23 protein-coding genes and 1 pseudogene are annotated in these 25,330 nt (G+C 39.4%); 20 read left to right on the top strand and 4 right to left on the bottom strand.

What is annotated here, in order from left to right:
• Positions 1-111 precede the first annotated feature (111 nt).
• The 12 genes from putA (at position 112) to ACNAV8_RS07075 (ending at position 15,652) form a co-directional block, all read left to right on the top strand.
• A complete protein-coding gene (gene putA, locus ACNAV8_RS07130) occupies positions 112-3,552 on the top strand; it encodes a bifunctional proline dehydrogenase/L-glutamate gamma-semialdehyde dehydrogenase PutA (RefSeq protein WP_415777451.1) in 3,441 nt (1,146 codons plus the stop codon).
• Positions 3,553-3,569: 17 nt separating this feature from the next.
• On the top strand, positions 3,570-5,069 hold the full coding sequence (gene putP / locus ACNAV8_RS07125) for a sodium/proline symporter PutP (RefSeq protein WP_415777450.1): 1,500 nt from the start codon (positions 3,570-3,572) through the stop codon (positions 5,067-5,069).
• Between the two features lie 143 nt (positions 5,070-5,212).
• Entirely contained in the window at positions 5,213-6,304 is a 1,092-nt protein-coding gene (gene queA / locus ACNAV8_RS07120) for a tRNA preQ1(34) S-adenosylmethionine ribosyltransferase-isomerase QueA (RefSeq protein ID WP_103855540.1), read from the top strand.
• Positions 6,305-6,363: 59 nt separating this feature from the next.
• Entirely contained in the window at positions 6,364-7,566 is a 1,203-nt protein-coding gene (tgt, locus tag ACNAV8_RS07115; RefSeq protein ID WP_103855553.1) for a tRNA guanosine(34) transglycosylase Tgt, read from the top strand.
• Positions 7,559-8,071 carry a hemerythrin domain-containing protein gene (locus ACNAV8_RS07110; RefSeq protein ID WP_415777449.1) on the top strand — a complete coding sequence of 171 codons (513 nt, stop codon included), beginning with the start codon at positions 7,559-7,561 and terminating at the stop codon, positions 8,069-8,071. The genes tgt and ACNAV8_RS07110 overlap by 8 nt, the downstream gene beginning before the upstream one ends.
• A gap of 201 nt (positions 8,072-8,272) precedes the next feature.
• Positions 8,273-8,572: a preprotein translocase subunit YajC gene (gene yajC / locus ACNAV8_RS07105; protein ID WP_103852637.1), complete on the top strand. Its 300-nt coding sequence runs from the start codon at positions 8,273-8,275 to the stop codon at positions 8,570-8,572.
• Positions 8,573-8,606: 34 nt separating this feature from the next.
• On the top strand, positions 8,607-10,457 hold the full coding sequence (gene secD / locus ACNAV8_RS07100; RefSeq protein ID WP_103855539.1) for a protein translocase subunit SecD: 1,851 nt from the start codon (positions 8,607-8,609) through the stop codon (positions 10,455-10,457).
• A gap of 10 nt (positions 10,458-10,467) precedes the next feature.
• The gene (secF, locus tag ACNAV8_RS07095; RefSeq protein WP_103852639.1) at positions 10,468-11,436 is read left to right on the top strand and encodes a protein translocase subunit SecF; all 969 of its coding nucleotides are present in this window, start codon (positions 10,468-10,470) and stop codon (positions 11,434-11,436) included.
• A 189-nt stretch (positions 11,437-11,625) separates the two neighbouring features.
• Positions 11,626-13,827 carry a transglycosylase SLT domain-containing protein gene (locus ACNAV8_RS07090; RefSeq protein ID WP_415777448.1) on the top strand — a complete coding sequence of 734 codons (2,202 nt, stop codon included), beginning with the start codon at positions 11,626-11,628 and terminating at the stop codon, positions 13,825-13,827.
• A 49-nt stretch (positions 13,828-13,876) separates the two neighbouring features.
• Positions 13,877-14,179, top strand: coding sequence for a trp operon repressor (gene trpR, locus ACNAV8_RS07085; RefSeq protein ID WP_103852641.1), 303 nt, complete (start codon positions 13,877-13,879; stop codon positions 14,177-14,179).
• Positions 14,163-14,882 (top strand): monofunctional biosynthetic peptidoglycan transglycosylase, encoded by a 720-nt coding sequence (gene mtgA, locus ACNAV8_RS07080; RefSeq protein ID WP_103855536.1) that lies wholly within the window; start codon positions 14,163-14,165, stop codon positions 14,880-14,882. The genes trpR and mtgA overlap by 17 nt, the downstream gene beginning before the upstream one ends.
• Before the next feature lie 17 nt (positions 14,883-14,899).
• Entirely contained in the window at positions 14,900-15,652 is a 753-nt protein-coding gene (locus tag ACNAV8_RS07075; protein WP_103855535.1) for an SDR family oxidoreductase, read from the top strand.
• A 54-nt stretch (positions 15,653-15,706) separates the two neighbouring features.
• On the opposite strand, the gene ACNAV8_RS07070 is transcribed toward ACNAV8_RS07075, so the two are convergent.
• The 4 genes from ACNAV8_RS07070 to ACNAV8_RS07055 form a co-directional block, all read right to left on the bottom strand.
• Entirely contained in the window at positions 15,707-16,870 is a 1,164-nt protein-coding gene (locus ACNAV8_RS07070; protein WP_415777447.1) for a 3-phenylpropionate MFS transporter, read from the bottom strand.
• Positions 16,871-17,140: 270 nt separating this feature from the next.
• On the bottom strand, positions 17,141-18,040 hold the full coding sequence (locus ACNAV8_RS07065) for a tyrosine-type recombinase/integrase (RefSeq protein WP_103855534.1): 900 nt from the start codon (positions 18,038-18,040) through the stop codon (positions 17,141-17,143).
• Positions 18,041-18,106: 66 nt separating this feature from the next.
• Positions 18,107-18,418, bottom strand: coding sequence for a helix-turn-helix domain-containing protein (locus ACNAV8_RS07060; protein ID WP_103855533.1), 312 nt, complete (start codon positions 18,416-18,418; stop codon positions 18,107-18,109).
• A gap of 644 nt (positions 18,419-19,062) precedes the next feature.
• Positions 19,063-19,503, bottom strand: coding sequence for an Hcp family type VI secretion system effector (locus ACNAV8_RS07055; protein WP_425427464.1), 441 nt, complete (start codon positions 19,501-19,503; stop codon positions 19,063-19,065).
• A 25-nt stretch (positions 19,504-19,528) separates the two neighbouring features.
• Between ACNAV8_RS07055 and tssB the strand changes: the two genes are divergently transcribed.
• The 8 genes and pseudogenes from tssB to ACNAV8_RS07015 all read left to right on the top strand — a co-directional run.
• On the top strand, positions 19,529-19,951 hold the full coding sequence (gene tssB, locus ACNAV8_RS07050) for a type VI secretion system contractile sheath small subunit (protein ID WP_245872592.1): 423 nt from the start codon (positions 19,529-19,531) through the stop codon (positions 19,949-19,951).
• A gap of 25 nt (positions 19,952-19,976) precedes the next feature.
• On the top strand, positions 19,977-21,458 hold the full coding sequence (tssC, locus tag ACNAV8_RS07045) for a type VI secretion system contractile sheath large subunit (RefSeq protein ID WP_250350008.1): 1,482 nt from the start codon (positions 19,977-19,979) through the stop codon (positions 21,456-21,458).
• 4 nt (positions 21,459-21,462) lie between these two features.
• Positions 21,463-21,912, top strand: coding sequence for a type VI secretion system baseplate subunit TssE (gene tssE, locus ACNAV8_RS07040; protein WP_250350007.1), 450 nt, complete (start codon positions 21,463-21,465; stop codon positions 21,910-21,912).
• A 9-nt stretch (positions 21,913-21,921) separates the two neighbouring features.
• Positions 21,922-23,406 carry a type VI secretion system baseplate subunit TssF gene (gene tssF, locus ACNAV8_RS07035; protein WP_415777446.1) on the top strand — a complete coding sequence of 495 codons (1,485 nt, stop codon included), beginning with the start codon at positions 21,922-21,924 and terminating at the stop codon, positions 23,404-23,406.
• A complete protein-coding gene (locus ACNAV8_RS07030; RefSeq protein WP_415777445.1) occupies positions 23,403-23,549 on the top strand; it encodes a hypothetical protein in 147 nt (48 codons plus the stop codon). The genes tssF and ACNAV8_RS07030 overlap by 4 nt, the downstream gene beginning before the upstream one ends.
• A gap of 313 nt (positions 23,550-23,862) precedes the next feature.
• Positions 23,863-24,096 carry a hypothetical protein gene (locus tag ACNAV8_RS07025; protein WP_415777444.1) on the top strand — a complete coding sequence of 78 codons (234 nt, stop codon included), beginning with the start codon at positions 23,863-23,865 and terminating at the stop codon, positions 24,094-24,096.
• 701 nt (positions 24,097-24,797) lie between these two features.
• A complete protein-coding gene (gene vgrG, locus ACNAV8_RS07020) occupies positions 24,798-25,106 on the top strand; it encodes a type VI secretion system tip protein VgrG (protein WP_415777478.1) in 309 nt (102 codons plus the stop codon).
• 21 nt (positions 25,107-25,127) lie between these two features.
• Positions 25,128-25,330 (top strand): annotated as a pseudogene (locus ACNAV8_RS07015) (IS1595 family transposase); the annotation flags it as partial.

Raw genomic sequence — 25,330 nt, 5'->3', positions numbered from 1 at the left:
TTTTGAACTTCATCACATTTCTCAACATTTCATATTTTCTCTTTTCAAAATTTCATTACAATCCTTAACATTCCATTAACAAATAAAGCAAAATTTTATATGGAGCATCTTATGAACTATCAATACTCTCCTCTCCCCAGTGTAGAACCCGAACTTCGTAAAATTATCAGCGAGCATTATGATTGCCCTGAACAAGCCGCAGTAAGTCAATTAGTCCAAACCTTAGATTTCACACCACAGCAAGAATCTTCCATTGAACAAGTCGCCCGAGAATTAATCGGCAAAATCCGTAGTAAAAAACAGAAACATTATAGCGTTGATGCCTTGATGCACGAGTTTTCTTTAGGCTGTGATGAAGGCATTGCCTTGATGTGCTTGGCGGAAGCCTTGTTGCGTATTCCCGATGCGCAAACCCGTTATGATTTAATCAACGATAAGCTTCAACAGGGTAACTGGCAATCCCATTTGAAAAAATCAGGCTCGCTATTTACCAACGCCGCAAGCCTAGGCTTAATGCTCGGCAATAAAATCAGCGCCAGTTTAGATGAAGAAGCGCTTTCTTCTGCGTTGATGAAAAGTTTCTCTCGCCTTTCCGCACCAGTGATGAAAAAAGCCATTGAAAAAGCAATGGGGATTTTAGGCGAGCAATTTGTTACTGGCGAAACAATGGAAAAAGCCCTAAAAAATATTACGGCAAGAGAAAAAATGGGCTATTGTTTTTCCTTTGATATGCTCGGCGAAGCCGCAATGACAATGGAAGATGCCGACAGATATTTACAGGATTATGTGGACGCCATTCACGCCGTGGGTAAACAATCCGCAGGGCGAGCCTTATATGATGCAAATGGCGTATCAGTGAAATTATCGGCTATCCACCCGCGTTATTCTCGTTCACAACAAGATCGTTTAATGAGCGAAATCTATCCGCGTTTAAAACAGCTTTTTGTTTTGGCAAAACAATATAACATTAGTTTGAACATTGATGCAGAAGAAATGGCACGCCTTGAAATTTCTTTAGATCTGCTCGAAAAATTATTACAAGATCCTGATCTTGCTGGCTTTAATGGTATCGGCTTTGTGGTGCAGGCCTATTCAAAACGCTGTCCTTATGTATTGGATTATATTATTGCGTTAAATCGCCGTTATCAGCGCAAAATGATGGTACGTTTGGTGAAAGGCGCGTATTGGGATAGCGAAATTAAATGGGCGCAAACCGAAGGCGTGCAAGGCTTCCCTGTTTATACACGCAAAGTGCATACGGATATTTCTTATATTAGCTGTGCGAAAAAATTATTAGATGCGCAAGATGCCATTTATCCGCAATTTGCAACGCATAATGTGCAAACCCTAGCCACCATTGCGGAACTGGGTAAAGGCAAAGAATTTGAGTTTCAATGTCTGCACGGAATGGGCGAAACCCTTTACGATAACGTGGTTGGTGAACATCAATTTAATCGCCGTGTGCGGGTATATGCGCCGGTGGGAACCTATGAAACCCTACTCGCCTACCTTGTACGCCGATTGCTAGAAAACGGCGCAAACTCCTCTTTCGTGCATCAATTAGTGGATAACAATATTTCTGTTAATGAACTGATTGAAGCACCGTGGAAAAAATTTGCTCGTTTTAACGGTGCGCCAAATAAAGCCATTAAATTACCGGCGGATCTTTTCCCCCATCGCCGTAATTCCCAAGGCTTTAATTTAAGTGATGAAATCCAACTGGCGGAATTGCAACAGCAATTAAATCAAGCAGAATATGCGGACGTGCAATCCCTTTGTGCTGTGCCTGTGCAAGCAGCACAACGTTATCAAGGTCGCAAACCAGCAGATACGGCACAACCTCTGCCAACTTCCACTTTTATGTCGCCAGATGATGTGCCTGTGGTATTTAATGCAACCCAATCAAGTGCTTGGCAAGAAAAATCTGTGGAAGAGCGTGCAGCAATTTTAGAAAGAGCGGCAGATTTTTATCAAGAAAATACTGGCTTGTTGCTACGTCTTGCCATTGAAGAAGCAGGAAAAACCTTACCCAATGCCATTGGGGAACTGCGTGAAGCGGTGGATTTCTTGCGTTATTACGCGGAACAAATCCGCTTATTAGACAGCAAAAAAGCCCTCGCACCACCACTAGGCAACGTGCTGTGTATTTCTCCTTGGAATTTCCCACTGGCAATTTTCACTGGGCAAATTGCCGCAGCCTTGGCAGCGGGCAATAATGTGATTGCAAAACCTGCTGAGCAAACCTCGCTCATTGCTTATTATGCGGTGAAATTATTACATCAAGCAGGCGTGCCGCAAGAAGCCTTGCAACTCACCTTAGGGGCTGGGGATTTAGGTGCAGCGTTAGTGGCTCAACCCTTTAATGCAGTAATGTTCACAGGCTCAACGGAAGTGGCACATTTAATCAATAAACAGCTTGTACAACGAGAAGATCAGCCAGTGCTGATTGCTGAAACCGGCGGTTTAAACACAATGGTGGTAGATTCTTCCGCTTTATTAGAACAAGTGATTACCGATGTACTAAGTTCCGCCTTTGATTCCGCAGGCCAACGCTGTTCTGCCTTGCGTATTTTATTAGTGCAAGAAGACATTGCGGATCGTTTATACCAAATGATCACCGAAGCAATGAAAGAATTAGTGATTGGCAATCCAGAGCTGCTCAATACGGATATTGGGCCCGTGATCGATGAAGAAGCAAAAGCTAATTTAATCAATTACCAAACACAAGTGCGGTCGTTTTCTCGCCGATATTTTGAATTGGATTCGCCAACTTCAGGGCATTTTGTCGCGCCAGCCATTTATGAAGTGGATTCTTTAGATCAAATTAATCGTGAAGTATTCGGGCCGATTCTGCACTTTGTTCGCTATAAAAAAGCGGAATTGGGGGATTATCTGCAAAAAATCAATGCCAAAGGCTATGCCTTAACAGGGGGCTGTCATAGCCGCATCAGCAAAAATGTTGCCTTTGTGCAACAGCATTTAGAATGTGGCAATTTCTACATTAACCGTAATATTGTGGGCGCGGTAGTTGGCGTGCAACCGTTCGGTGGACACGGTTTATCTGGCACAGGGCCGAAAGCAGGCGGCGAGCTTTATGTTCAACGTTTAACCAAAACATCACAATATTATTCATCTATACTTGCAAAAAACAAAGTATTGCCTAGTATTACAGGGGAATTAAATAGCATTGATTATAAAACCACTTCTGTTTTATTACTCGGTCAAGATCACGCTCGTTTAACTGCGGCTTATCAGCGGTTACAACAAGCAGGATTTAATGTTGTTGTAGAAAAAGATAATCCGCTGCTGAGCTATCAATTACCACATCTACAAATCCTAAAAGAAGGACAGCATTTGCAAAAAGCGGTGTTTGTATCGCCGATCGATACCCAAACACGTCAGCGCTTTGCGCAGAATAATCCTGCGATTTTCTGTTTATACGATTGGACAGTCAATCAGGATTTGACCTTGCTATATAACGAATTTTCACGCAGTGAGAATATTTCTGCCGCAGGGGGCAACGCCACCCTAATGGCCATTGAAGAACAATAATTTTATAGGGAGAAAGTATGCAGAATTATCAAATCTACACAGCTTTTGGACTGTATCTTGTTATCATTTTAGGGATTGGGATTTACGCCTATATTTCCACCAAAAATTTTAACGATTACATTTTAGGCGGCCGAAAAATGGGGAGCTTTGTTACCGCAATGTCGGCGGGCGCATCAGATATGTCTGGTTGGTTGCTACTTGGCTTGCCCGGTGCGATTTTCCTTACCGGCTTGTCAGAAGCCTGGATTGCCGTGGGCTTAACTGTCGGGGCATATCTAAATTACCGCATTGTGGCAGGGCGTTTACGGGTTTTCACGGAACATTATGGCAATGCACTCACCTTGCCTGAATATTTTGCTATGCGATTTCCAAAACGAGCAAAATCGCTGAAAATTCTTTCTTCTTCAGTGATCTTGTTTTTCTTCACTATTTATTGTGCATCTGGTGTGGTAGCTGGGGCAAAATTATTCCAAAGCTTATTAGGCATTGATTACACTACCGCCTTGATTTTTGGTGCGGTGGCAACCATTGCTTACACCTTTATTGGTGGCTATTTAGCGATTTCTTGGAGCGATACTATTCAAGCCTCATTGATGATTTTTGCTTTATTGCTCGCCCCTGTTATTGTGCTGCTTAACATTAGCTGGGAAGAAATTACCCTTGCCCTAGAAGCTAAATCACAACAAACGGGAATTCCTTATTCTAACTGGCTTTACAACGTATCAGGTATTGGCGTGATTTCGGCCCTTTCTTGGGGATTAGGCTACTTCGGACAACCGCATATTTTAGCCCGTTTTATGGCAGCCAGTTCAGTACAAGCCTTAGATAAAGCCCGCACAATCGGGATCACTTGGATGATCCTCTGCTTAGGCGGTGCTTGTGCCGTGGGCTATTTCGGTTTGGCTTATTTTGAAGTAAAAGGCATTGCTTTGGATTCCGCCGAATCGGTGTTCATTGAAATTTCCAAAGCGATTTTTAATCCTTGGATCGTGGGTATTGTGCTATCTGCCATTTTAGCGGCGATTATGAGTACCCTATCGGCACAATTCTTAATGTGTTCTGCTGCCATTACCGAAGATTTCTACCACGGTTTCTTACGCAAAAATGCCTCAAGCACGGAATTAGTTTGGGTTGGCCGCGTGATGGTATTACTTATCGCCATTGTTGCCATTGCTATCGCACAAGATCCGAATTCTAAAGTAATGGGCTTGGTATCCTACGCTTGGGCTGGCTTTGGCGCATCATTTGGGCCATTGGTGATCCTTTCCCTATTTAACCGAAACATCACCTCCAACGCCGCGTTATGGGGAATGTTAGCCGGTGCCGTAACAGTTGTGGCGTGGAAACCGCTAATGACCGCACTAAACTGGAAAGACATCGCCAACTTATACGAAATTATCCCAGGCTTCTTAGCTTGTTCTTTCGTTACCCTAACCTCATCAATTTTCTCACCAGTTGCCAAAGATGTAGCTGAAAAATTTGATGAGGCAGAGAAAAGCTACAATCAACAACGATAATAAATTTAAATCCAAGGGCTGAATAATCAGCCCTTTGGTTTTCTAAAAATGCCCTACTCTCACATTTTCCTTGTACAATCCACAAAATCTCAATAGACTACGCCAACTAATCCCAGTTTACCCTTATTTTAATAAAAAGAATTATGCGTGTTTCAGATTTTTATTTTGATTTACCCGATGCGTTGATCGCACGCTATCCCAAAGCGGATCGCAGCGCCAGCCGTTTATTACAGCTTAACGGTGAAAATGGTGAACTTTTTCACCGCACTTTTGCCGATGTGGTGGATTTGATCAACGAGGGGGATCTATTGATTTTTAATAACACCCGAGTGATCCCAGCAAGAATGTACGGACGCAAAGCTAGCGGCGGTAAGGTTGAGGTGTTGGTGGAACGAATTTTGTCGGAAGATCGTTTTCTTGCGCATATTCGTTCTTCCAAAGCGCCGAAAGAAGGGGCGGAGCTGTTTCTCGGCGAAGATAAATTAGGCGAAGGCAAGGGCATAAAAATGATTATGAAAGCTCGCCACGATACTTTATTTGAGCTAGAAATGGCAGAAAAAAGCACTGCACTTTTAGACGTGCTGCAACAAATCGGCCATATGCCACTGCCACCTTATATTGATCGCCCCGATGAAGATGCTGACAAAGAACGCTATCAAACGGTCTATAACAAAGTACCGGGCGCGGTGGCGGCACCCACTGCGGGCTTGCATTTTGATAATGAATTATTGGAAAAGCTGAAAGCAAAAGGCGTGAATTTTGCCTTTGTTACTTTGCACGTTGGCGCGGGTACATTCCAGCCTGTGCGGGTAGAAAATATTGAAGATCACAAAATGCACGCGGAATATGTGGAAGTGCCGCAGGAAACGGTGGACGCCATTTTGCGCACCAAAGCCAACGGCAAGCGTGTGATTGCCGTGGGAACAACCTCCGTGCGCTCCATTGAAAGTGCGGCGTTATTTAGCCAAGAAAACCAGAGTGGGCAACTACTTGCGCCGTATTTTTCTGATACGTCCATCTTTCTTTACCCAGGTAAAAAATTCCTTGTGGTGGACGCCTTAATCACCAATTTCCATTTACCAGAAAGTACGCTGATTATGCTAGTTTCTGCCTTTGCAGGATACAAGCACACGATGCAAGCCTATGAAAGTGCGGTGCAAAATGGCTACCGTTTTTTCAGTTATGGCGATGCGATGTTTATTACGAAAAATCCTAATGTAACGGGCTTAGATTAATCGCTAATGCCTATTAATTAACCCTCGAACTGTTTATTCGAAAAGGAAACATAATGACAATGAAATTTAAACTTCATAAAACTGATGGCACGGCACGCCGTGGCACAATGACTTTCCAACGCCCACAAGGGGAATTTGAAGTGCAAACCCCGGCCTTTATGCCTGTCGGCACTTACGGCACGGTAAAAGGAATGACACCAGAAGAAGTGCGTGCCACTGGGGCAGAAATTTTGCTTGGCAACACCTTTCACCTTTGGTTACGCCCTGGGCAAGAAATTATGCGTAAACACGGCGATTTACACGATTTTATGAACTGGCATCGCCCAATTTTAACGGATAGTGGCGGCTTCCAAGTGTTCAGCCTAGGTAAATTACGCAAAATTACTGAAGAAGGGGTGAAATTCCAAAATCCTATTAATGGCGAACGTATTTTCCTTTCCCCTGAAAAATCAATGGAAATTCAATATGATCTGGGTTCTGACATCGTGATGATCTTTGATGAATGTACGCCTTATCCAGCCACCTTTGATTATGCGAAAAAATCAATGGAAATGTCGCTCCGTTGGGCCAAGCGCAGCCGTGATCGTTTTGATGAACTGGGCAATAAAAATGCCTTGTTTGGCATTGTGCAAGGGGGCGTTTATGAAGAGTTGCGTAAAGTTTCCCTTGAGGGCTTGGTGAATATCGGCTTTGACGGCTATGCCGTAGGAGGGCTAGCCGTGGGTGAGCCAAAAGAAGATATGCACCGTATTTTAGAATATGTTTGCCCACAACTGCCAGCGGATAAACCGCGTTATTTAATGGGCGTAGGCAAGCCTGAAGATTTGGTGGAAGGCGTGCGCCGTGGAATTGATATGTTCGATTGCGTAATGCCAACGCGTAACGCACGCAACGGGCATTTATTTGTTACAGACGGCATTGTGAAAATTCGTAATGCGAAATACCGTGATGATACCAGCCCGCTTGATCCAGAATGTGATTGTTACACCTGTAAAAATTACACCAAAGCCTACCTTTATCATTTAGATAAGTGCGGTGAAATTTTAGGCGCAAGGTTAAACACCATTCACAATTTACGTTATTATCAACGCTTAATGGCTCAAATTCGTGAAGCCATTGAGAACGATAGCTTTGAACAATTTGTGCAAGATTTCTATGCACGCATTGGCAAGCCTGTTCCGCCATTGCAAAGTGAAGTGCAACAAAACGCACAAGCTGCTAATGCACAATCTTCTAATCCACAAGGTGAACAAAATGCTTAATCTTCAACCGCAACAATTTGCCAGCTGGAATGAGCCGATTGAAATGCTTTACGCCTGCCACGGCAAAGTGAAAATGTTCTGCCGTCAGCTGAATATTTTGCCTAGCTATTTGGAGAAAAATGGCAACATTCAAGCGGTGCAAAAAGATGTGCAGCAAATTTTGAATTATTTCAATATTGCCGCGCCATTGCACCACGATGATGAAGAAAAGGATTTTTTCCCAGCATTGCTAAAATACTGCCCACAAGCCAAAGCCGATGTGGAACGCTTAGAAAGCCAACACGAAACTTTGCATCAAAATTGGGCAGCTTTGTCTGTGCAGTTGGAAGCCTTGCTAAAAGGCGAAATTACACAAATTCCCACACCGCTTATTGCACAATTTATTGCTGGTTACGACAGCCATATTGCCATTGAAGAACCTTTATTTGAACTTGGCAAAATCCATATCCCACAAGAAGAATTAAGTGCGATGGGAAAAGTGATGGCAGCGCGCCGAAAAAACTAAATTAACGCATAAAATAAAACCTGCATTTTGGCAGGTTTTATCTTTTCTAAGAAAGAGAAAGTGAGGTGCTTTTTGCTCAAATTTTTGTTGTGAAAACCTTGACATAAATCACCGCACTTTTGCAAAAGCGCTTTGTCAATAAAGGGTTTTTGTGCTATTTTAACGTCCTACATTTTCATTAACTAACAAAAAGGATTAAAGATGGAAGCTCAACAAGGTAGCCCAATGTCAATGTTATTTATTTTCGTTCTGTTCGGATTGATTTTCTATTTTATGATTTATCGTCCACAAGCAAAACGCAATAAAGCGCATAAGCAATTAATGGCTGAGTTAGCGAAAGGCACGGAAGTTCTTACTTCAGGTGGTATTATCGGTAAAATCACCAAAATTGGGGCAGAAAGCGATTACGTTGTTCTTGCCTTAAATGACAGCACAGAAATTACCATTAAACGTGATTTCATTGTTTCTGTGTTACCAAAAGGTTCATTAAAAAGCCTTTAATTATTAACTATTTCCGCAAGGGAACTGGAAAGTTATGTTAAATCGTTACCCTTTATGGAAGAATATAATGGTGACCCTTGTGGTCGCCATTGGTGTTTTATATTCTCTCCCAAATCTTTACGGTGAAGATCCTGCCGTTCAAATTTCAGGAACTCGTGGACAAGAAGCCAACACAACGACTCTTAGCAATGTGCAAACGCTTCTTAACGAAAATCATCTCACTACAAAATCCATTAAATTAGAAAACGGTTCAATTCTTGCTCGTTTTAATAACACTGATGATCAGCTGCTTGCCAAAGATAAAATCAGCGAAAAATTAGGCAATGGCTATTCGGTCGCGCTTAACCTTGCGCCTGCTACGCCAAAATGGCTTTCTGATATTGGTGGTTCGCCAATGAAATGGGGCTTGGACTTGCGTGGTGGTGTACGCTTTTTAATGGAAGTGGATATGAATACTGCGCTGGCGAAACGTCAAGAGCAGTTGCAAGACAGTTTATTAGGCGAATTGCGTAAAGCGAAATATCAATATACCAATATTCGCGCAGGGGAAAATCATAGCACTGTGGTTACCCTAAAAAATCCAGATCAGCTTTCAGCTGTTCAGCGCTTATTGCGTCAAGCGCACCCCAATTTAGATATTCGTGAAATTTCTAATAACACGCTTTCTTTAACCTTATCTGATGCTGCGTTAAATGAAGCGCGCGATCACGCCATTGAGCAAAACTTGAGTATTTTACGCCGCCGTGTGGAAGAATTAGGTGTTTCTGAACCAGTGATTCAACGCCAAGGCGCAGAGCGTATTGTGGTGGAATTGCCGGGCGTTCAAGATACTGCGCGTGCAAAAGAAATTTTAGGTGCAACAGCCACTCTTGAGTTTCGTTTAGTGAATCAAAACGCCAATGTTGATGCGGCAATGCGTGGAATGGTGCCTTCAGATTCTGAAGTGAAATTTGATCGTAATGGTCGCCCTGTGGTGTTGTACAAACGTGCGGTATTAGGGGGGGAACATATTGTCAATGCGTCATCAGGGGTTGATCAAAATTCAGGTACGCCACAAGTAAGTGTAACCTTGGATAGCGAAGGTGGCGATATGATGTCGCAAACCACCAAAATGAATCTGAAAAAGCCGATGGCAACTTTATATGTTGAATATAAAGACAGCGGCAAAAAAGATGAAAATGGCAAAACAGTTCTCGCTAAACACGAAGAAGTGATCAATATTGCAACCATTCAAGGACGTTTTGGTAGCCAATTCCAAATTACTGGGATTGATAGCCCAAATGAAGCGCTTAATCTTTCTGTGTTATTACGTTCTGGCGCATTAACAGCACCAATCCAAATTGTGGAAGAACGTACAGTCGGGCCATCACTCGGTGCGCAAAATGTGGAACAAGGCTTGCAAGCAGGGCTTTGGGGCTTAGCCATTACTGTGGTCTTTATGCTGATTTATTATAAAGTGTTCGGCTTATTTGCAAGTATGGCACTGCTTGCCAATATGGTTTTACTTGTTGGTTTGATGTCGTTAATTCCGGGAGCAACGCTCACAATGCCGGGGATTGCAGGGATTATTCTTTCGGTGGGAATGTCTGTGGACGCGAACGTGTTGATTTTTGAGCGGATTAAAGAAGAAATTCGTAACGGACGAAGCATTCAACAAGCCATTAACGAAGGCTATAGCGGGGCATTTAGCAGTATTTTTGATGCTAACTTAACCACAATTTTAACTTCTATCGTGCTTTATGCGGTGGGAACAGGGCCAATTAAAGGCTTTGCGATCACCCTTTCATTAGGGGTTGCGATCTCAATGTTTACTGCGATTACAGGAACTCGAATGCTGGTAAATTTACTTTACGGCGGCAAACGCGTTGAGAAATTATCTATTTAAGGTGGTTACGATGAGCTTATTTACAAAAGATAAAAAAGTGAATGAATATAAAGGGGTAATCTTGCCATTCAAGCTTATCCCATTTATGCGCTACCGCCTTGTGGGTTATATTTTCTCATTAATTGTTACCGCACTTTGTATTACAAGCATTGTAACCAAAGGCTTTAACTGGGGCTTGGATTTCACTGGCGGTACAGTGGTGGATACGCATTTTTCCCAACCCGCTGATTTAGAAAAAATCCGTGCCACCTTAAAAGAAAATGGTATCGAAAGCCCATTAGTGCAAACCACAGGTGGCGTGCGTGATGTAATGATCCGTCTTTCAGCTTCGGCAGGAGGCGCGGATATTGGCACGCAAATCAAAGGAATGCTAAGTAAATTGGATAATGATATCCAAATTCGCAGCGTAGAATTTGTTGGCCCAAATGTGGGTGAAGAACTTACCCAAGGCGCGATTTATGCGACATTAATCACCTTATTAATGTTGCTTGCCTACATTGCATTCCGCTTTGAATGGCGTTTGGCGGCAGGGGGGATCGTTGCCCTTGCGCACGATGTGATTGTAACTCTTGGGATCTTTTCTTATTTCCAAATCGAAATGGATCTCACCTTTGTGGCAGCCATTTTATCGGTGGTGGGATACTCACTGAACGATAGTATCGTGGTATTTGACCGTGTGCGTGAAAACTTCCGCAAAATTCGCCGTATTGACACTGTGGATATTATTGATATTTCTCTCACCCAAACCCTATCAAGAACCTTGATGACATCGATCACAACGCTTTTTGTGGTGATCGCGCTGTTTGTGTTTGGTGGGCCTACGATCCATAGTTTCTCATTGGCGCTTTTAATCGGTATCGGCTTTGGTACTTACTCAACCATTTATATTGCTATTAGTATCGCCTATGATCTCGGCTTAAGACGTGAACATATGGTGATTCAAAAAGTGAATAAAGACGATATTGACGAACTGCCATAAAAAGGTTGAAAAATTTCACCGCACTTTTTTAACCAAGTGCGGTCTAATAACCAGTTAGATTTTAAGCCCGATTTATTCGGGCTTTTGTTTATAAATGTAGTTATGAAATATCCATTACAACAGCACAAAAGTGCGGTGGTTTTTACCCAATTTTTATCCTATCTAAAAAGTGCCGTAAAAAGGAATATTATGAAATTTACCCAAACCTTGCTTGCCTTAAGTTTATCTTCGCTTTCCCTTTTCGTATGGGGAAATTCGGCGCCGCCAGCTCGTGCAGTGAATTCAACCGCACAAAATACAGAAATAAAAGCGGCAGAAAATGTAAAGCAAGCGCAAAATGTAACGGAAAAGCAAAATATCACAGAGGGGCAAAATGTAAATAAAGCTAATGCTAGCCCTGAAAATAATGATGCTGCAAAAGCATTGTTAGTAAGCCAACAAAAACTGGCGCGCGAACGCGAAATTTATCGCAAGCTGCAACAATATTTAGCTCTTTCCCAAAGTGAAACCACATTAGGTATCGCCAAAGCATTATTGGTTCAGCTGCAAGATTATCCGCTCTTACCTTATGCGGAACATCAATTTCTAACCGCGAAAAAAGCCGCCTTATCTTTTGATGAAGTTATTGATTTTGTAAAGAAATATCCTGATTTTCCGCTCAAGAATTTGCCTAATTATTGGTTGCAACAACAATACGATACACAAAATTGGCAGGGGATTTTAGCCAATGTGAACGATTTACCCAAAGATAACACCGCCTCTTGCATTGTGATGACAGCACAACAGCAAGAAAAACAACCTTCATCGCAAACAGAACCTGAAGCGACAGCGGACAAAATTATAGAAAAAAACACCGCACTTTCGATAAAAACCAAAGAGTTATGGCTCACAGGAAACAGCTCACCCACGCAATGCCAAGCTATTTTCCAGCAAGCCTACGATCACAGCGTGATTACGGAAGATTTAATTAAACAGCGTGCCTTGCTTGCCGTAGAAAAAAATAATCGTGCCTTAATTAGCGAATTGGCAGCGCTTACGCGAGATGCCGAATTAAAAACTTGGCTTACCAATCTGGCTAACTTATTGAAATCACCACGTTTATTGCTTTCTCCAAGCAACACTTTTTATATAGAAAATTTGCCTGCCAATGATGAAAATAAACAGATTTTGCTTGCCGTAATGCCTCGCTTTATTAAAACCATTACGGAAAATCAACTCAATGTCAGTGTGCCTTTTTCCCAATTACAACAATGGGCGGCTCGCTTTAACTTATCGCCCGCGCAAACCCAAGGCTGGCAATCTGCCTTGCTGAGCCAGCTTTTTGATAGCGAAAATCCGTCTATTCAGCAATGGCGTGATGTAACCCTGAAAACCTTAAAAGAAGATAAACAAACTGAACGCCGCATTCGTGTGGCATTGCGTGAAAAAGCGGATATTCAACCTTGGTTAAATTTGCTTTCGGAACAAGGTAAACAGAAAGATGAATGGCGATATTGGCAAGGTGAAGTGTTATTTCAGCAAGGCAAAACTGCGCAAGCCACACAGATTTGGCAGCAAATGCAGCAAAATGCACGGGGATTTTACCCTATGCTTGCAGCACAGCGTTTGGGGGGGGATTATCAGCCAACGATGAAAACTTTCTCGTCAAATGAACAACCTTTACAGCGCTATGCTCAGCAATTTGCACGCATTAATGAGTTACAGACGCTCAATGATCGTGCCAATATTCAGCGTGAATGGCGAGCATTGTTAGATAGCTCGGATTTTGCGGGCAAACTTGCCTTAGCCCAATATGCCGAGCAAAATCAGTGGGCTGATTTACAAGTGGAAGCCACGATTCAGGCGAAAGCGTGGGATTATATCGCCTTACGTTTACCTAACGCTTACCAAACGTGGTTTGATTTGTTCATCAATAACAAAAATAACGCAAAAATTCACCGCACTTTTGCTATGGCAATCGCTCGACAAGAAAGTGCGTGGCGCGCAAATGTAACTTCTTCTGCTAATGCACGTGGATTGATGCAACTGTTGCCAAGCACGGCGAAACTCACCGCAGAGCAAGATCAACTCCCTTATAAAAAAGAGAGCCAACTGTTTGATCCTATTGATAATATTATGCTTGGCACAACCCATCTTAATCAGCTTGCAGAAAAATATGGCAATAATCGCATTTTAATTGCTGCGGCTTACAACGCAGGCGCACGGCGTGTTGATAGCTGGCTGGCAAAATCCAATGGCAAGCTCACAATGGCAGAATTTATCGCCACCATTCCCTTTTATGAAACCCGTGGATATGTGCAAAATGTGCTAGCGTACGATTATTATTACCAACTGTTGCAAGGAGAAAAGGCAGAAAAATTTACCCAAGCCGAACAGAATAGATTATACTAGTGAAGTAGTTTAATAGCACAGTGAAACGTTTTAATCCTAGGAGAAAGCTATGTATGTGAGCAAAAATATGGATCAATGGCAGGCATTTATCGAGATTTTACGCACTGCGTTTGCACAAAATAAAGAACAAGAATTACTCACGCTGCTACTCACCGCAGATGAACGAGATGCGGTGGGCTTGCGTTTACAAATTGTAGCACAGTTATTAGATAAGCGTTGCTCACAACGCGAAATTCAACAAAATCTGAACACCAGCGCGGCAACCATTACAAGGGGATCAAATATGATCAAAACAATGCCACCTGAGTTTATGCAATGGGTAAAAGAACAGCTTGATGGGCAGAAAGAATAAAAAGCCAAAATGGTTGCAGCGCATTAAACAAAGAATCTTGCGTTATTCTTTCTATGCGTTCGCGGCTTTTTTAGGCATAACTTTGCTATTTCGTGTTGTGCCTGTGCCATTTTCTTCCTATATGGCACAGCAGAAAGTGAGTCATCTTTTAAACGGTGAAAGTTACCCCATTAAATATCAATGGGTGAGCTTGGATAAAATTTCGTGGCAAATGCAATTAGCCGTTATCGCCGCCGAAGATCAAAAATTTGCTCAGCATCACGGGATTGATTGGGACGCTATCGATAAGGCATTGAAATACAATAAAAAATCGACAAAAGTGCGGGGCGGCTCGACTATCTCACAGCAAACCATAAAAAATTTATACCTATGGCACGGACAAAGCTGGCTACGCAAGGGCATTGAATTACCGACCACCTTAATGGTAGAACTGCTTTGGTCAAAAAAACGGATTTTAGAAGTCTATTTAAACATTGCTGAATTTGGTAATGGCATTTTTGGCGTTGAAGCCGCTAGCCAAGCCTATTTTAAAAAATCGGCGAAACAGCTTAATCAGCAAGAAGCGGCGTTATTAGCTGCGGTGCTGCCTAATCCAATCATATTTAAAGCAAATAAACCCAGCGCGTTTGTGCAGAAAAAACAACGTTGGATTATGCGACAAATGAATGCCTTAGGTAAGGGATATTTAACTCAACTAAACTAAACTAGATAGGGGGAATTATGGCGATTTTAATTACAGGCGCATCGGCAGGCTTTGGTAAAGCAATGTGCGAAGTGTTTATTAAAGCAGGATACAAAGTGATTGGCGCGGCTCGCCGTTTAGAAAAACTGGAAAAGTTGCAAGCAGAGTTAGGCGAAAATTTCTTTCCATTACAAATGGATATGAATAATTTAAGCGAAATTGATCGCGCACTTTCCAAACTTCCTGAAGCATTCCAACAAATTGATTTGCTCGTGAATAACGCAGGTTTAGCGCTAGGTTTAGAGCCTGCACATCAAGCCAATTTTGACGATTGGCTAACAATGATCAACACCAACATTGTGGGCTTAACCTATATCACCCGCAAAGTGCTACCGCAAATGGTGGAACGCCAACAAGGGCATATTATCAATTTAGGCTCAATCGCAGGCACATATCCTTACCCAGGTGGCAACGTTTACGGCGCAACCAAGGCGTTTGTGGAACAATTTAGCTTGAATTTACGCGCTGATCTAGCTGGGACTAAGGTGCGTGTAACCAATGTAGAACCAGGGTTATGCGGCGGCACTGAATTTTCTAATGTACGTTTTAAAGGCGATGACAGAAAAGCGGCCAGCGTCTATGCCAACGTACACCCTATTGAGCCAATAGACATCGCCAACACCGTGCTATGGATCTACCAACAACCCGCCCACGTTAATATCAACAGCATTGAAATAATGCCCGTAGCACAAAGTTTCTCGGCGTTGAATGTGGTGAGAGATAAAAACTAAAGTGCGGTGAAAATTTTAGGAATTTTTAAAGGCGATGGAAAATCGCCTTATTTTTTATTCAATCACCTCTAGGTGGTTTGAAAATTTCTTCGGTACAAGGAAGATTGCAGGTAGAACAAAAATCGCCATCAGCACAAAACTCATTTGTGCGGAAGTTGGGTAAACCAATCCCGAAATAAAGGTGAAAAGCGCCATCATAATACAGCTAGAGCTTGCAAAATATAGCCCTTGTAATTTTGGAATCGTTTCGCTTGGCTGAGAAGTGATATAACGAATCATCGCAAAATGCCCCATTGCATAAGTGAATGCGTGTAACATTTGGACGAAGATTAGCAGCGTAAAATCTGTTGTGTAAGCAATAGTTGTCCAGCGAATGATCGCAGCTAATGCTGAAAACAAGGTCAAATAATGTATTTGCCAAGTTCTAAAGAAATGTTTAGAAAAGAAGAAAAATACCACTTCAGCAACCACACCCAAACTCCACAGCCAACTAATTTGTGAAGTGCTAAGACCGTTTGCAGACCAATAAATCGTGCCATACGCATAACAAGCCGCGTGTGAACCCTGAATAAGGGCGGTGGCAATAATCATTCTGATTGTCGTTGGATTTCGCAATAATTCACGATAACTTGCTGTTACCGCAGCCTCTTGTTTTTCCTGCTGATTAAATCTTTGTGTAGGATTTAAACTAATCCCCAGCCCCCAAAAAACTAAATAACCAATAATAATGCCGATAATTGCACTTTTTCCTAACCAACCAAGCAAATAGCCTGCAGTAATTGAGCCAACAATAAAAGCTAATGAACCAAATAAACGGCTTTTGCCATAATCCATTCCTAACTGCTGATGCCAACTCGTAGCAATGGTATCGCAAACAGGCATAATTCCGCCATTCAACATATGAAACAGCACTAAAATAGGAATAAGCCACCACAATGATTGCACTGCCCAATTCACCGCTATCAGCACCAACACACTTAACCAAGTTAGAATGCGACTTAATGGAATCAACTGATTAAGATGCCTAATATTTTTAGTGAAAAAAATAGCACCGGCAAAACGACATAAATAACTAAGGGAAATCAATGTGCCAATTAATTCCACATCATAGCCATACTGTGCTAACCAAATCGGTAAAAACGGCACAATGACACCATAAGCACAGTAAAAACCGAAAAAATTAAATGATGACCATTGAAAAGGGGTGAGTTTCAACATAGGGAAAGTCCCAACTTTGATTTTCAGATATAAAAAAGCCGCTCTTAGCGACTATCTTATTGATTTATTTCTATTTTTAGATGGTGCCGAGAACAGACTTGAGCCGCCATGACTCGAAAGTCAAGAGATGTAAAATCCCTTGTATAGCCCATTAACTCTAATAGCTCTTCAAGTGGAAGATCCAGCCAATACTACCACAAGATCTATTGCTAAATAGATAACTTGATCTTACACAAATTCCAAGGCTTGTAAAGGCTGGACATTAACTTTTTATAATAATGCTGAATTTACAGTGTCTCTAATCATTTCCACATCGTCTTCTATGTAAGTTAGTGTTACCTTAATATCCCTGTGCCCCAATAACTGCTTGGCTACGTAAAGATTATTAGGATTCTTCATTAAATTTGTTGCAACTGTGTGCCTAAATCTATGTGGAGATACATTGAACCCAACAGAACGAGATATAACTTTAAATATATGGCTTATTTGATGTTCACTGGTATTTTTAGCTCTATTCCTGGACAAAGGGCAAAAGAGATTAAAGTTAAATAACTGACAATCATTAGTTTGATTTGCTCGCTTTAATTCAAGGATAAGGTTCTGAAGATAAGGAAACAACTTATCTGAAATAGGAATTGTGTGTGAATGATGATTTTTATTTATTTCGGGAGATATATGAATAATTCTACTCACTAAATCTATATCACCAACCTTTAATTTTATTAATTGAGCTCGGCGAATTGCTGTATATCTGAATGTCTTTATTAACGTTTCAACAAACCATACAGGATTCAAGATACCTGGCAAATTATGTGCACCTTGCAGAAAAAAATCTAACTTTGCTAGTTCTGTACTAGACAAAATTTTCCGCTTAGCTTTTCCCTCTCTTAAAAATAATTTATTACAAGGATTATCTTGATAATCTAATAAATTTTGTTCAATTCCAAATTTATAGATTGCTTTGATGTGGCGCAAATAGCTATTCCATGTGATTGGTTTAATATTACTCCCAACCGCGGTTCTTCTCCAATCTAAAAGCAATAAACTAGAGATTTCATTTGGATACATAACATTGCAATTTCTCTGTAAGAGTCTAATAGCTTTCTGATAACTCTTAATTGTATCTCCTCGGAGATACTTATATAAAAAAATTTTGTAATAACTCTTCAAATGTAATATTACCTACCGCCATAATTAAGGTTCCTTTAATATTCTAATTAAAAAATTTCTAATATACTAAATTTCTATCGATTTAAAATAATTTACTCCATGCAGGATAAAATCTCTTATATCCTTTGAGTTTCGTAATAAATCCAGCAAACACTTCTCTTCTTTATTTATTGCTATAACCCCCCTCTCACCAAAAAGTATATAATTAATATCAACACCCTCTAATCCTAGCTTCATTAAATAGTCGGCTCTAGGCATAATTCGATTATGCTCATATTTGAACTGAGCTTGTGATCTAACACCTCCTAATTTTGCAAATGCTCTTTGAGTTAACCCCATTCTCTGTCTTTCTTCTTTTAAACGATGACCAATATACATATACATCCCTATTCTAGATAAAACGTTGACTAGCTCGTAATATATCTATCCAAAATATACTAAGCAATCAATTTTTATTTCATTTTTTCAGATAATAAATGCGAGAGCATACTCGATCTTTAAGGGAGTAACTCATTACATGGCTATAGGTAGGATTCCAATTAGTTATAAATAACACCTATATACATTATTTGATATTTCAGGAACCATGTATTATAAAAGACAAAGCAAACAAGAAAAAAAATAGTAAATAGATATTCGTAATATTATATAGCATTTGAAAAAGATTTAATCTATTCATCTCTGCTACATTTTCTTATCTTTTACAGCTTAAAAGTAAGAATAATCAATGACAAAGAAAAAATCAATATTGACGCAGGAACTTTAAGATCAAATAGAATTATAAAAGAAAGAGACTTCCCACTCGAATTAAATAATTGAATGAGGCCTTAATAAAAGAAGCTGAACAGAAAACTTTAGATTATCGTGTGGCATAAAATCATGCAAAGGTCGATAAAAGCCATCCTTATACTCAATCCCAAACATTGAGTATTTAAATTAAGTTAGGTGATGGACCTTTAATATAGTAGCTATAATAAAGTATGGTGTGCTTGACACACCATACTCGTAGCTAATCTAGTTAATTAAGCTTCAATTGGTGTACGCCAGTCATCTGAACCTGATGTACCTGCTACAGTATGCTCCCAAGTGATTTTTCGGTAAGCTAAAAAGACATCAAGTAATTGAGTAAACTCTTTTTGAGAAGGATCCTGTGCATGTGGCATTAAAAGATCCATATTAACAATAGTTGCATCTTCTAATGTAGTTGTGAAGTAATGCTCTTGTTTGCCTTCAACTGATGTGCGATACCATTTTAATTCTACTTTCGGTAGCATTTCTCCTGAAGCTAACGCATTATAAAGTAATGGAACTGCTTTATTTAGGGCTACCGTTAAAATTAATGGTTTATGTGCACGTTGACCTGATGGTTGACCTGATTGTGGATCCGTTGGTACGGTCACTTGGTGTTTAACCTGCTGAACCAACATTTGATCTTCATGACCTTCAACAAAAATATTTCCCACAGAATCAGCCGTAAACGCACCAGCTGTGATAGTTGAATTACCATTAAATCTCTTAGTTGTTGGTGATATGAAGGGAAAAGCAGAAGACTCATCTATAGAAGAGCGATCAATGATTTCTATTGATAAAAACAATTTTTCTTCAGTTATGGAAGAAATGGAAATTGGTTTGAATATTAATGTTGCAAACAAATTATCCGATAACGCATCACCAGATGATGAAATTAATGTGCAATTAGACATCAAATCTCTTAATGACTTCTCTCCAGATAACATTGTTAAATCCGTTCCAGAATTACGTAAATTGCTTGAATTAAGAGAAGCATTAACTGCCGTCAAAGGACCACTTGGGAATGTTCCGGCTTTTCGAGCTAGAATCGCAGAACTACTCGAAGATGAGCAATCCCGAGCTCAATTACTTGCAGAATTAAATTTAGTGGATAAAAAATAGTTGATCATACCAGAGGACTTTAGATATGGCTGATAAAATCCAAACAGAACAAATCGAACAAAATACCACTACCTCGGGCTCATTACTTGATGAAATCATGGCTCAAACAAGGCTTTCTGAAGATAGTGAAGGCTATGATATTGCTAAACAAGGTGTCGCTGCTTTTATTAGTAACATTTTAGAAACAGGCTCTAAAGAAGAGCCAGTAAACAAGTTATTAATAGATAAAATGATCAATGAGATTGATCGGAAATTAAGCGCCCAAGTAGATGAGATTCTACATCACAATGAATTTCGTAATTTAGAATCATCTTGGCGCTCATTAAAATTATTAGTTGATAAAACAGACTTTAGAGAAAATATTAAGATTAACGTTTTTCATGCAACAAAAGAAGAATTACTCGATGACTTCGAATTTGCACCTGAAATTGTTCAATCTGGTTTTTATAAACACGTTTATTCTTCTGGCTATGGTCAATTTGGTGGAGAACCTATTGGTGCCGTGATTGGGAACTATGAATTTACCCCTAAATCCCCAGATATGAAACTCTTGCAATATGTGAGCGCTGTAGGTTCTATGGCTCACGCCCCATTTATATCTTCCGTATCCCCCGCTTTCTTTGGTATTCAAAGTTATACTGAATTACCTGCAATTAAAGATCTAAAATCAGTGTTTGAAGGACCAATGTATGCTAAGTGGCGTTCATTACGAGAATCTGAAGACTCTCGTAGTTTAGGATTAACTGCCTCTCGTTTCTTAGTTCGTTTACCTTACTCTGTGTCAGACAATCCGGTAAAAACTTTTGGCTATGAAGAGGATGTAAGTAAAGACCACGAACACTATCTATGGGGTAATAGCGCATTTTTACTAGCTTCTTGCTTGACGGATAGTTTTGCTAAATATCGTTGGTGTGCAAATATTATTGGCCCACAAAGTGGCGGTGCGGTCTATGATTTACCAGTTCATATTTATGAAGCGATGGGACAAATTCAGTCAAAGATCCCAACAGAAGTGCTTATTACAGATAGAAGAGAATTTGAATTAGCGGAAGAAGGATTTATCGCATTAACTATGCGTAAAGGTAGTGATAATGCTGCATTCTTTTCTGCTAATTCTGTTCAAAAACCAAAAATTTTCCCAAATACAAAAGAGGGTAAAATAGCAGAAACCAACTACAAATTAGGTACTCAATTACCATATACATTTATGATCACTCGAGTAGCTCATTTCTTAAAAGTGTTACAACGTGAGCAAATTGGTAGCTGGAAAGAAGCAACTGATTTACAAACCGAGTTAAATAAATGGCTCAAGCAATATGTCGCTGATCAAGAAAACCCACCTGCAGATGTTCGTAGTCGTCGTCCATTCAGAGCGGCATCTATTTCTGTATCAGATGTAGAGGGAGATCCAGGTTGGTTCTTGTCTTCCATCAAATTAAGACCACACTTTAAATATATGGGATCTAACTTTGAACTATCGCTTGTTGGTCGTCTAGACAAGGAATAGAAAAATGGCATTATTAAGTTGGCAACGAGATAGTACAGCTAGCTTATTTGAGCGTATACAGGGGAAGGAGGTAAATCCTTCTCCTCTCTCCCATTCTGGTCTCAAAACTTTTATCGAGTCAATAAAACATAATCTTAACAATATCCTTAATACCCATCCAGGCACATCACAAAGTGCGGTCCAATTAGGTATTATGGACTTAAATGATGCCACGAGTAATACAGGAGATATCTATCAAAAAATATCCCAAATCATTCAAGAATGCATTTTGAATTTTGAGCCTCGAATCATCGCGGTAAATGTGACACCATTTCCTAATGAAGAGCAACCTCTAACCCTATTTTTTTACGTCACGGCAACAGTATCCTTTGAAGACTACACCAAAGACATTGCCTTTAATTTACACCTAGATAACGATCATCGTTATTATCTAGATATGAGCAACATTACTTAAGATGTGATTATGTCTCTTGAAAAATATTTTAGACAAGAATTAGATTATCTGCGTGAATTAGGTAAAAAAATTGCTAATGAAAAGCCTCATTTGGCTAATTTTTTATCTGAAAAAAGTGCCGATCCCGATGTTGAACGATTACTAGAAGGCTTTGCCTTTTTATCTGGTAGTTTAAGAGCTAAAATTGAAGATCAATTTCCAGAGTTCACTCATAGTTTAATTAATATGCTCTGGCCAAATTATCTGCGCCCAACACCAAGTATGACTATCGTTGAATTTTTTCCCAACCCTAAAGTCGCAAAAGGTTTTGATGTCGTAAATAAAGGTACCACGTTATTAAGCCGTCCTATAACATCTGGTAACTCCGACAAAAAACTACAATGTCAATTTCAGACTTGCCGTGATGTTTGGCTCAATCCCTTCTCTCTTTCAGATGCAAGTGTATTAAATAGTAACGAGCAAGCTATTATTAGCTTAGTATTTTCTAGTGAATCGCCACTAAAATTCTCTGAACTAGATTTAAATAAGTTGCGTTTTTATCTAGGGGCAGATGATTACACTAATCAGCAACTATATCTATGGTTTAGCTATTACTTGACAGGTGCAGAGATTGTTGTCAACGACCAGAAAATAACATTACCTGAGTTTAATTTTTCACCTGCAGGATTTAATAAAGAAGACGCTCTCTTACCTTACCCTAAAAATGCTTACAGTGGTTATCGGATCTTACAAGAATATTTCTGCTTTCCCGAAAGCTTCATGTTCTTTGACGTAAATGGTATCGCTCCACTACCAAATACTCTTGATGAATCAAATCAATTTATATTAAACCTCTATTTCTCTGAACCATTGTCTTCAGATGTTCAAATTAGAAAATCAACTTTTAGACTACATTGCACACCTGCAATAAATTTATTTAAGCATAGTTGTGAACCGCTCAGATTCGATGGAGATAAAGATGAATATTTGCTAAAAGGAAGTCATTCTCATCCTGAATGGTATGAAATATTCTCAGTAGATCAAGTATCAAGCTATGTTGAAAATACGAACAATAAAGCTAGAGGGCCTAGTCATTCTTCCACACGTCATTACTTACCTTTTGAAAGCTTTGAGCATCAAATTGAATATGCTAAAGGACGAACCGAACTTTATTATAAAGTAAGGGCTAAAGATGCCTTATTTGAAAAAGGATTTGATCATTATATTTCTTTTGTAAGAGGCGATGAGGTAATAAGTTTAGGAAAAACCGAATCCATCTCGATCAATGTGACTTGCACTAACCGTGAAATACCAACCAACTTAAAAGTTGGTGATATTTGCATTGGCACAGAAACAAACCCAGCAATTGTTGAATTTAAAAATATCACTCGTCCATCTATGCCACTGCATCCATTACTAGATGGAACACTCGCTTGGAAATTAATTTCCAATTCTTCACTAAACTACTTATCGTTACTCGAAATTGAGGCATTAAAAGAGGAATTTATGCGATGATTCCAATTGATCCTATTGCTTGGCAAGCTTCAGGACATGTTACTCTATGGCATAATGGTAATGCTATTGGAAACCATCATTATATATTAAATCAGGCTGGACAGCCTCTTGCTAAAGAAATTTATTTTTGGGAGTTAAAATAATGTACCAAACAAGGAAAAAACTTTTATTAACACTTTTATTTTTTATTATAAATAATAGTAATGCGGCTAACCTACTCACTCAAGTAAAAGAAAAACTTTCTAATGATAAGTTGGCTCTGGAACAATTCAAATATCTAGGGACACTACATTGTCTTGATGTAAGAATAAAAATGAAAAATAACTCATTATTCACTAATGAATATATACATCTTTATAATAATCTTTATCCTTTTCCTAGGTTAATTAAAAGCAATAAATTATTGGATCAATATATCATCATTGAAAAAAATCCGCCTTCCCGAAAAAAGGAGTTATGCTGGATAAATATTTCCACAATGACATTAACGCATGTTTAAAATTATATTCATCACCTAACATAAAAAAACAATACTTAGACTTTATATCTAAAGATATTAACTATATAGATGAAGATATCAATTCTCCTGAATATACAGATGAAGAGACCATAAGAGAAAATATGCTAGACTATATTAATAGCGGAAATCTAGATTTACATAGGTTTGTGGATGGGCTTCCAAAGGAATAAAGCTAGATATAAGAAAGTTGATAAATAGTTTATGAAATAAATCGTAAACTTTATTTTATACATATTATCGTATTTTATTTATGGAGGTTATTTAGGGATTTGATTCTATTTTGCATTCAAGTGATGAAATGCCTACCCGAGGAACTGAGAAAATTTTATCTATAAACAGAAGAATAATAGGCGAATATAAATTGTTATCTTTAAATTGCAATACTATAGTATGTGATACATTAAAGAAATCAGAAACTAAATTTTTTGAGTTTAGCCAAATAGAGGAATATCTTGATTAACTGATTTTAAATAAGAATAAAATTGTAAAATAATATACTAAAACTATAGAAGCTTGTATCCTTAATATAAGAGGATATAGGTATTACCCAGTTAAAGAATGGTATAGATCAGTGAGTGGGTTTAGTTAATGAGAAAAACTTGTTTGACATTGATTTTTATAATTTCCTTAGTATGTTGAATAGGCTTATCAGTAATATTTAGATATTCAATTGATGGTATGGCATCTGAGGTTAAAAACCCTAGTATATTAATATTAGCAAGTATTCTTGGAAATTTATTCTTAATTATTATTAAAAATATTTATTTTCTTATTTGTTTATTATTTCCTTGGAGATTCATAGTAAATTATATCATATTCGCAATTAGTTTAATAATGGTATTCTCTTATATTTCTAAGGTAAAAAAGATAGCTGGGAAGTTTTTTTATCAAAAGAAGCTCGTGCTGGGTGAGGGTTGCCCAACCTTGGGCAGGGCAAGATTGGGGAATGCTTGCGATTCCGCGTGTTGGACAAGAAGTAGTGGTGAGTTTTCTTGAAGGCGACCCAGACCAACCGCTGATTATTGGGCGAGTGTATAACGAACTGCAAGTTCCACTGGGCAATTTACCGGTTAGCCGTACACAAATGCATATCAAATCCAAGACCTATAAAGGCGAAGGGTATAACAGCTTGATGTTTGATGATGCGACAAATAATGAGTTAGGGGCTGTAGTAGATTAGCAACAATGCTATACTACAAAAATGAAGATAACATATTGTAAATTAAAGAAATCTATACAGAAAAAACTGCTGGAGTTTTTTATCGCAGAAGTTACTGCAAGAACGGCAGCAAATTTGCTAGATATTCAACCGAATACAGCCGCTTTGTTCTACCATAAAATCAGGCTTGTGATTGGCTATCATTTATCCCTTGAAGTTAACGAGATTTTTGAGGGGGAAATTGA

Origin of the sequence: Avibacterium endocarditidis, from assembly GCF_965138825.1 — a bacterium.
Lineage (GTDB): Bacteria > Pseudomonadota > Gammaproteobacteria > Enterobacterales > Pasteurellaceae > Avibacterium > Avibacterium endocarditidis.
The sequence above is the reverse complement of the archived record's forward strand: the minus strand, read 5'-3'. Positions and strand labels throughout refer to the sequence as shown.

Bases quoted from the DNA above. Each gene is read 5' to 3' on its own strand.
- putA (WP_415777451.1), top strand. From the start codon at position 112: ATGAACTATCAATACTCTCCTCTCCCCAGTGTAGAACCCGAACTTCGT.
- putP (WP_415777450.1), top strand. From the start codon at position 3,570: ATGCAGAATTATCAAATCTACACAGCTTTTGGACTGTATCTTGTTATC.
- queA (WP_103855540.1), top strand. From the start codon at position 5,213: ATGCGTGTTTCAGATTTTTATTTTGATTTACCCGATGCGTTGATCGCA.
- tgt (WP_103855553.1), top strand. From the start codon at position 6,364: ATGAAATTTAAACTTCATAAAACTGATGGCACGGCACGCCGTGGCACA.
- ACNAV8_RS07110 (WP_415777449.1), top strand. From the start codon at position 7,559: ATGCTTAATCTTCAACCGCAACAATTTGCCAGCTGGAATGAGCCGATT.
- yajC (WP_103852637.1), top strand. From the start codon at position 8,273: ATGGAAGCTCAACAAGGTAGCCCAATGTCAATGTTATTTATTTTCGTT.
- secD (WP_103855539.1), top strand. From the start codon at position 8,607: ATGTTAAATCGTTACCCTTTATGGAAGAATATAATGGTGACCCTTGTG.
- secF (WP_103852639.1), top strand. From the start codon at position 10,468: ATGAGCTTATTTACAAAAGATAAAAAAGTGAATGAATATAAAGGGGTA.
- ACNAV8_RS07090 (WP_415777448.1), top strand. From the start codon at position 11,626: ATGAAATTTACCCAAACCTTGCTTGCCTTAAGTTTATCTTCGCTTTCC.
- trpR (WP_103852641.1), top strand. From the start codon at position 13,877: ATGTATGTGAGCAAAAATATGGATCAATGGCAGGCATTTATCGAGATT.
- mtgA (WP_103855536.1), top strand. From the start codon at position 14,163: ATGGGCAGAAAGAATAAAAAGCCAAAATGGTTGCAGCGCATTAAACAA.
- ACNAV8_RS07075 (WP_103855535.1), top strand. From the start codon at position 14,900: ATGGCGATTTTAATTACAGGCGCATCGGCAGGCTTTGGTAAAGCAATG.
- ACNAV8_RS07070 (WP_415777447.1), bottom strand. From the start codon at position 16,870: ATGTTGAAACTCACCCCTTTTCAATGGTCATCATTTAATTTTTTCGGT.
- ACNAV8_RS07060 (WP_103855533.1), bottom strand. From the start codon at position 18,418: ATGTATATTGGTCATCGTTTAAAAGAAGAAAGACAGAGAATGGGGTTA.
- tssC (WP_250350008.1), top strand. From the start codon at position 19,977: ATGGCTGATAAAATCCAAACAGAACAAATCGAACAAAATACCACTACC.
- tssE (WP_250350007.1), top strand. From the start codon at position 21,463: ATGGCATTATTAAGTTGGCAACGAGATAGTACAGCTAGCTTATTTGAG.
- tssF (WP_415777446.1), top strand. From the start codon at position 21,922: ATGTCTCTTGAAAAATATTTTAGACAAGAATTAGATTATCTGCGTGAA.
- ACNAV8_RS07030 (WP_415777445.1), top strand. From the start codon at position 23,403: ATGATTCCAATTGATCCTATTGCTTGGCAAGCTTCAGGACATGTTACT.
- ACNAV8_RS07025 (WP_415777444.1), top strand. From the start codon at position 23,863: ATGCTGGATAAATATTTCCACAATGACATTAACGCATGTTTAAAATTA.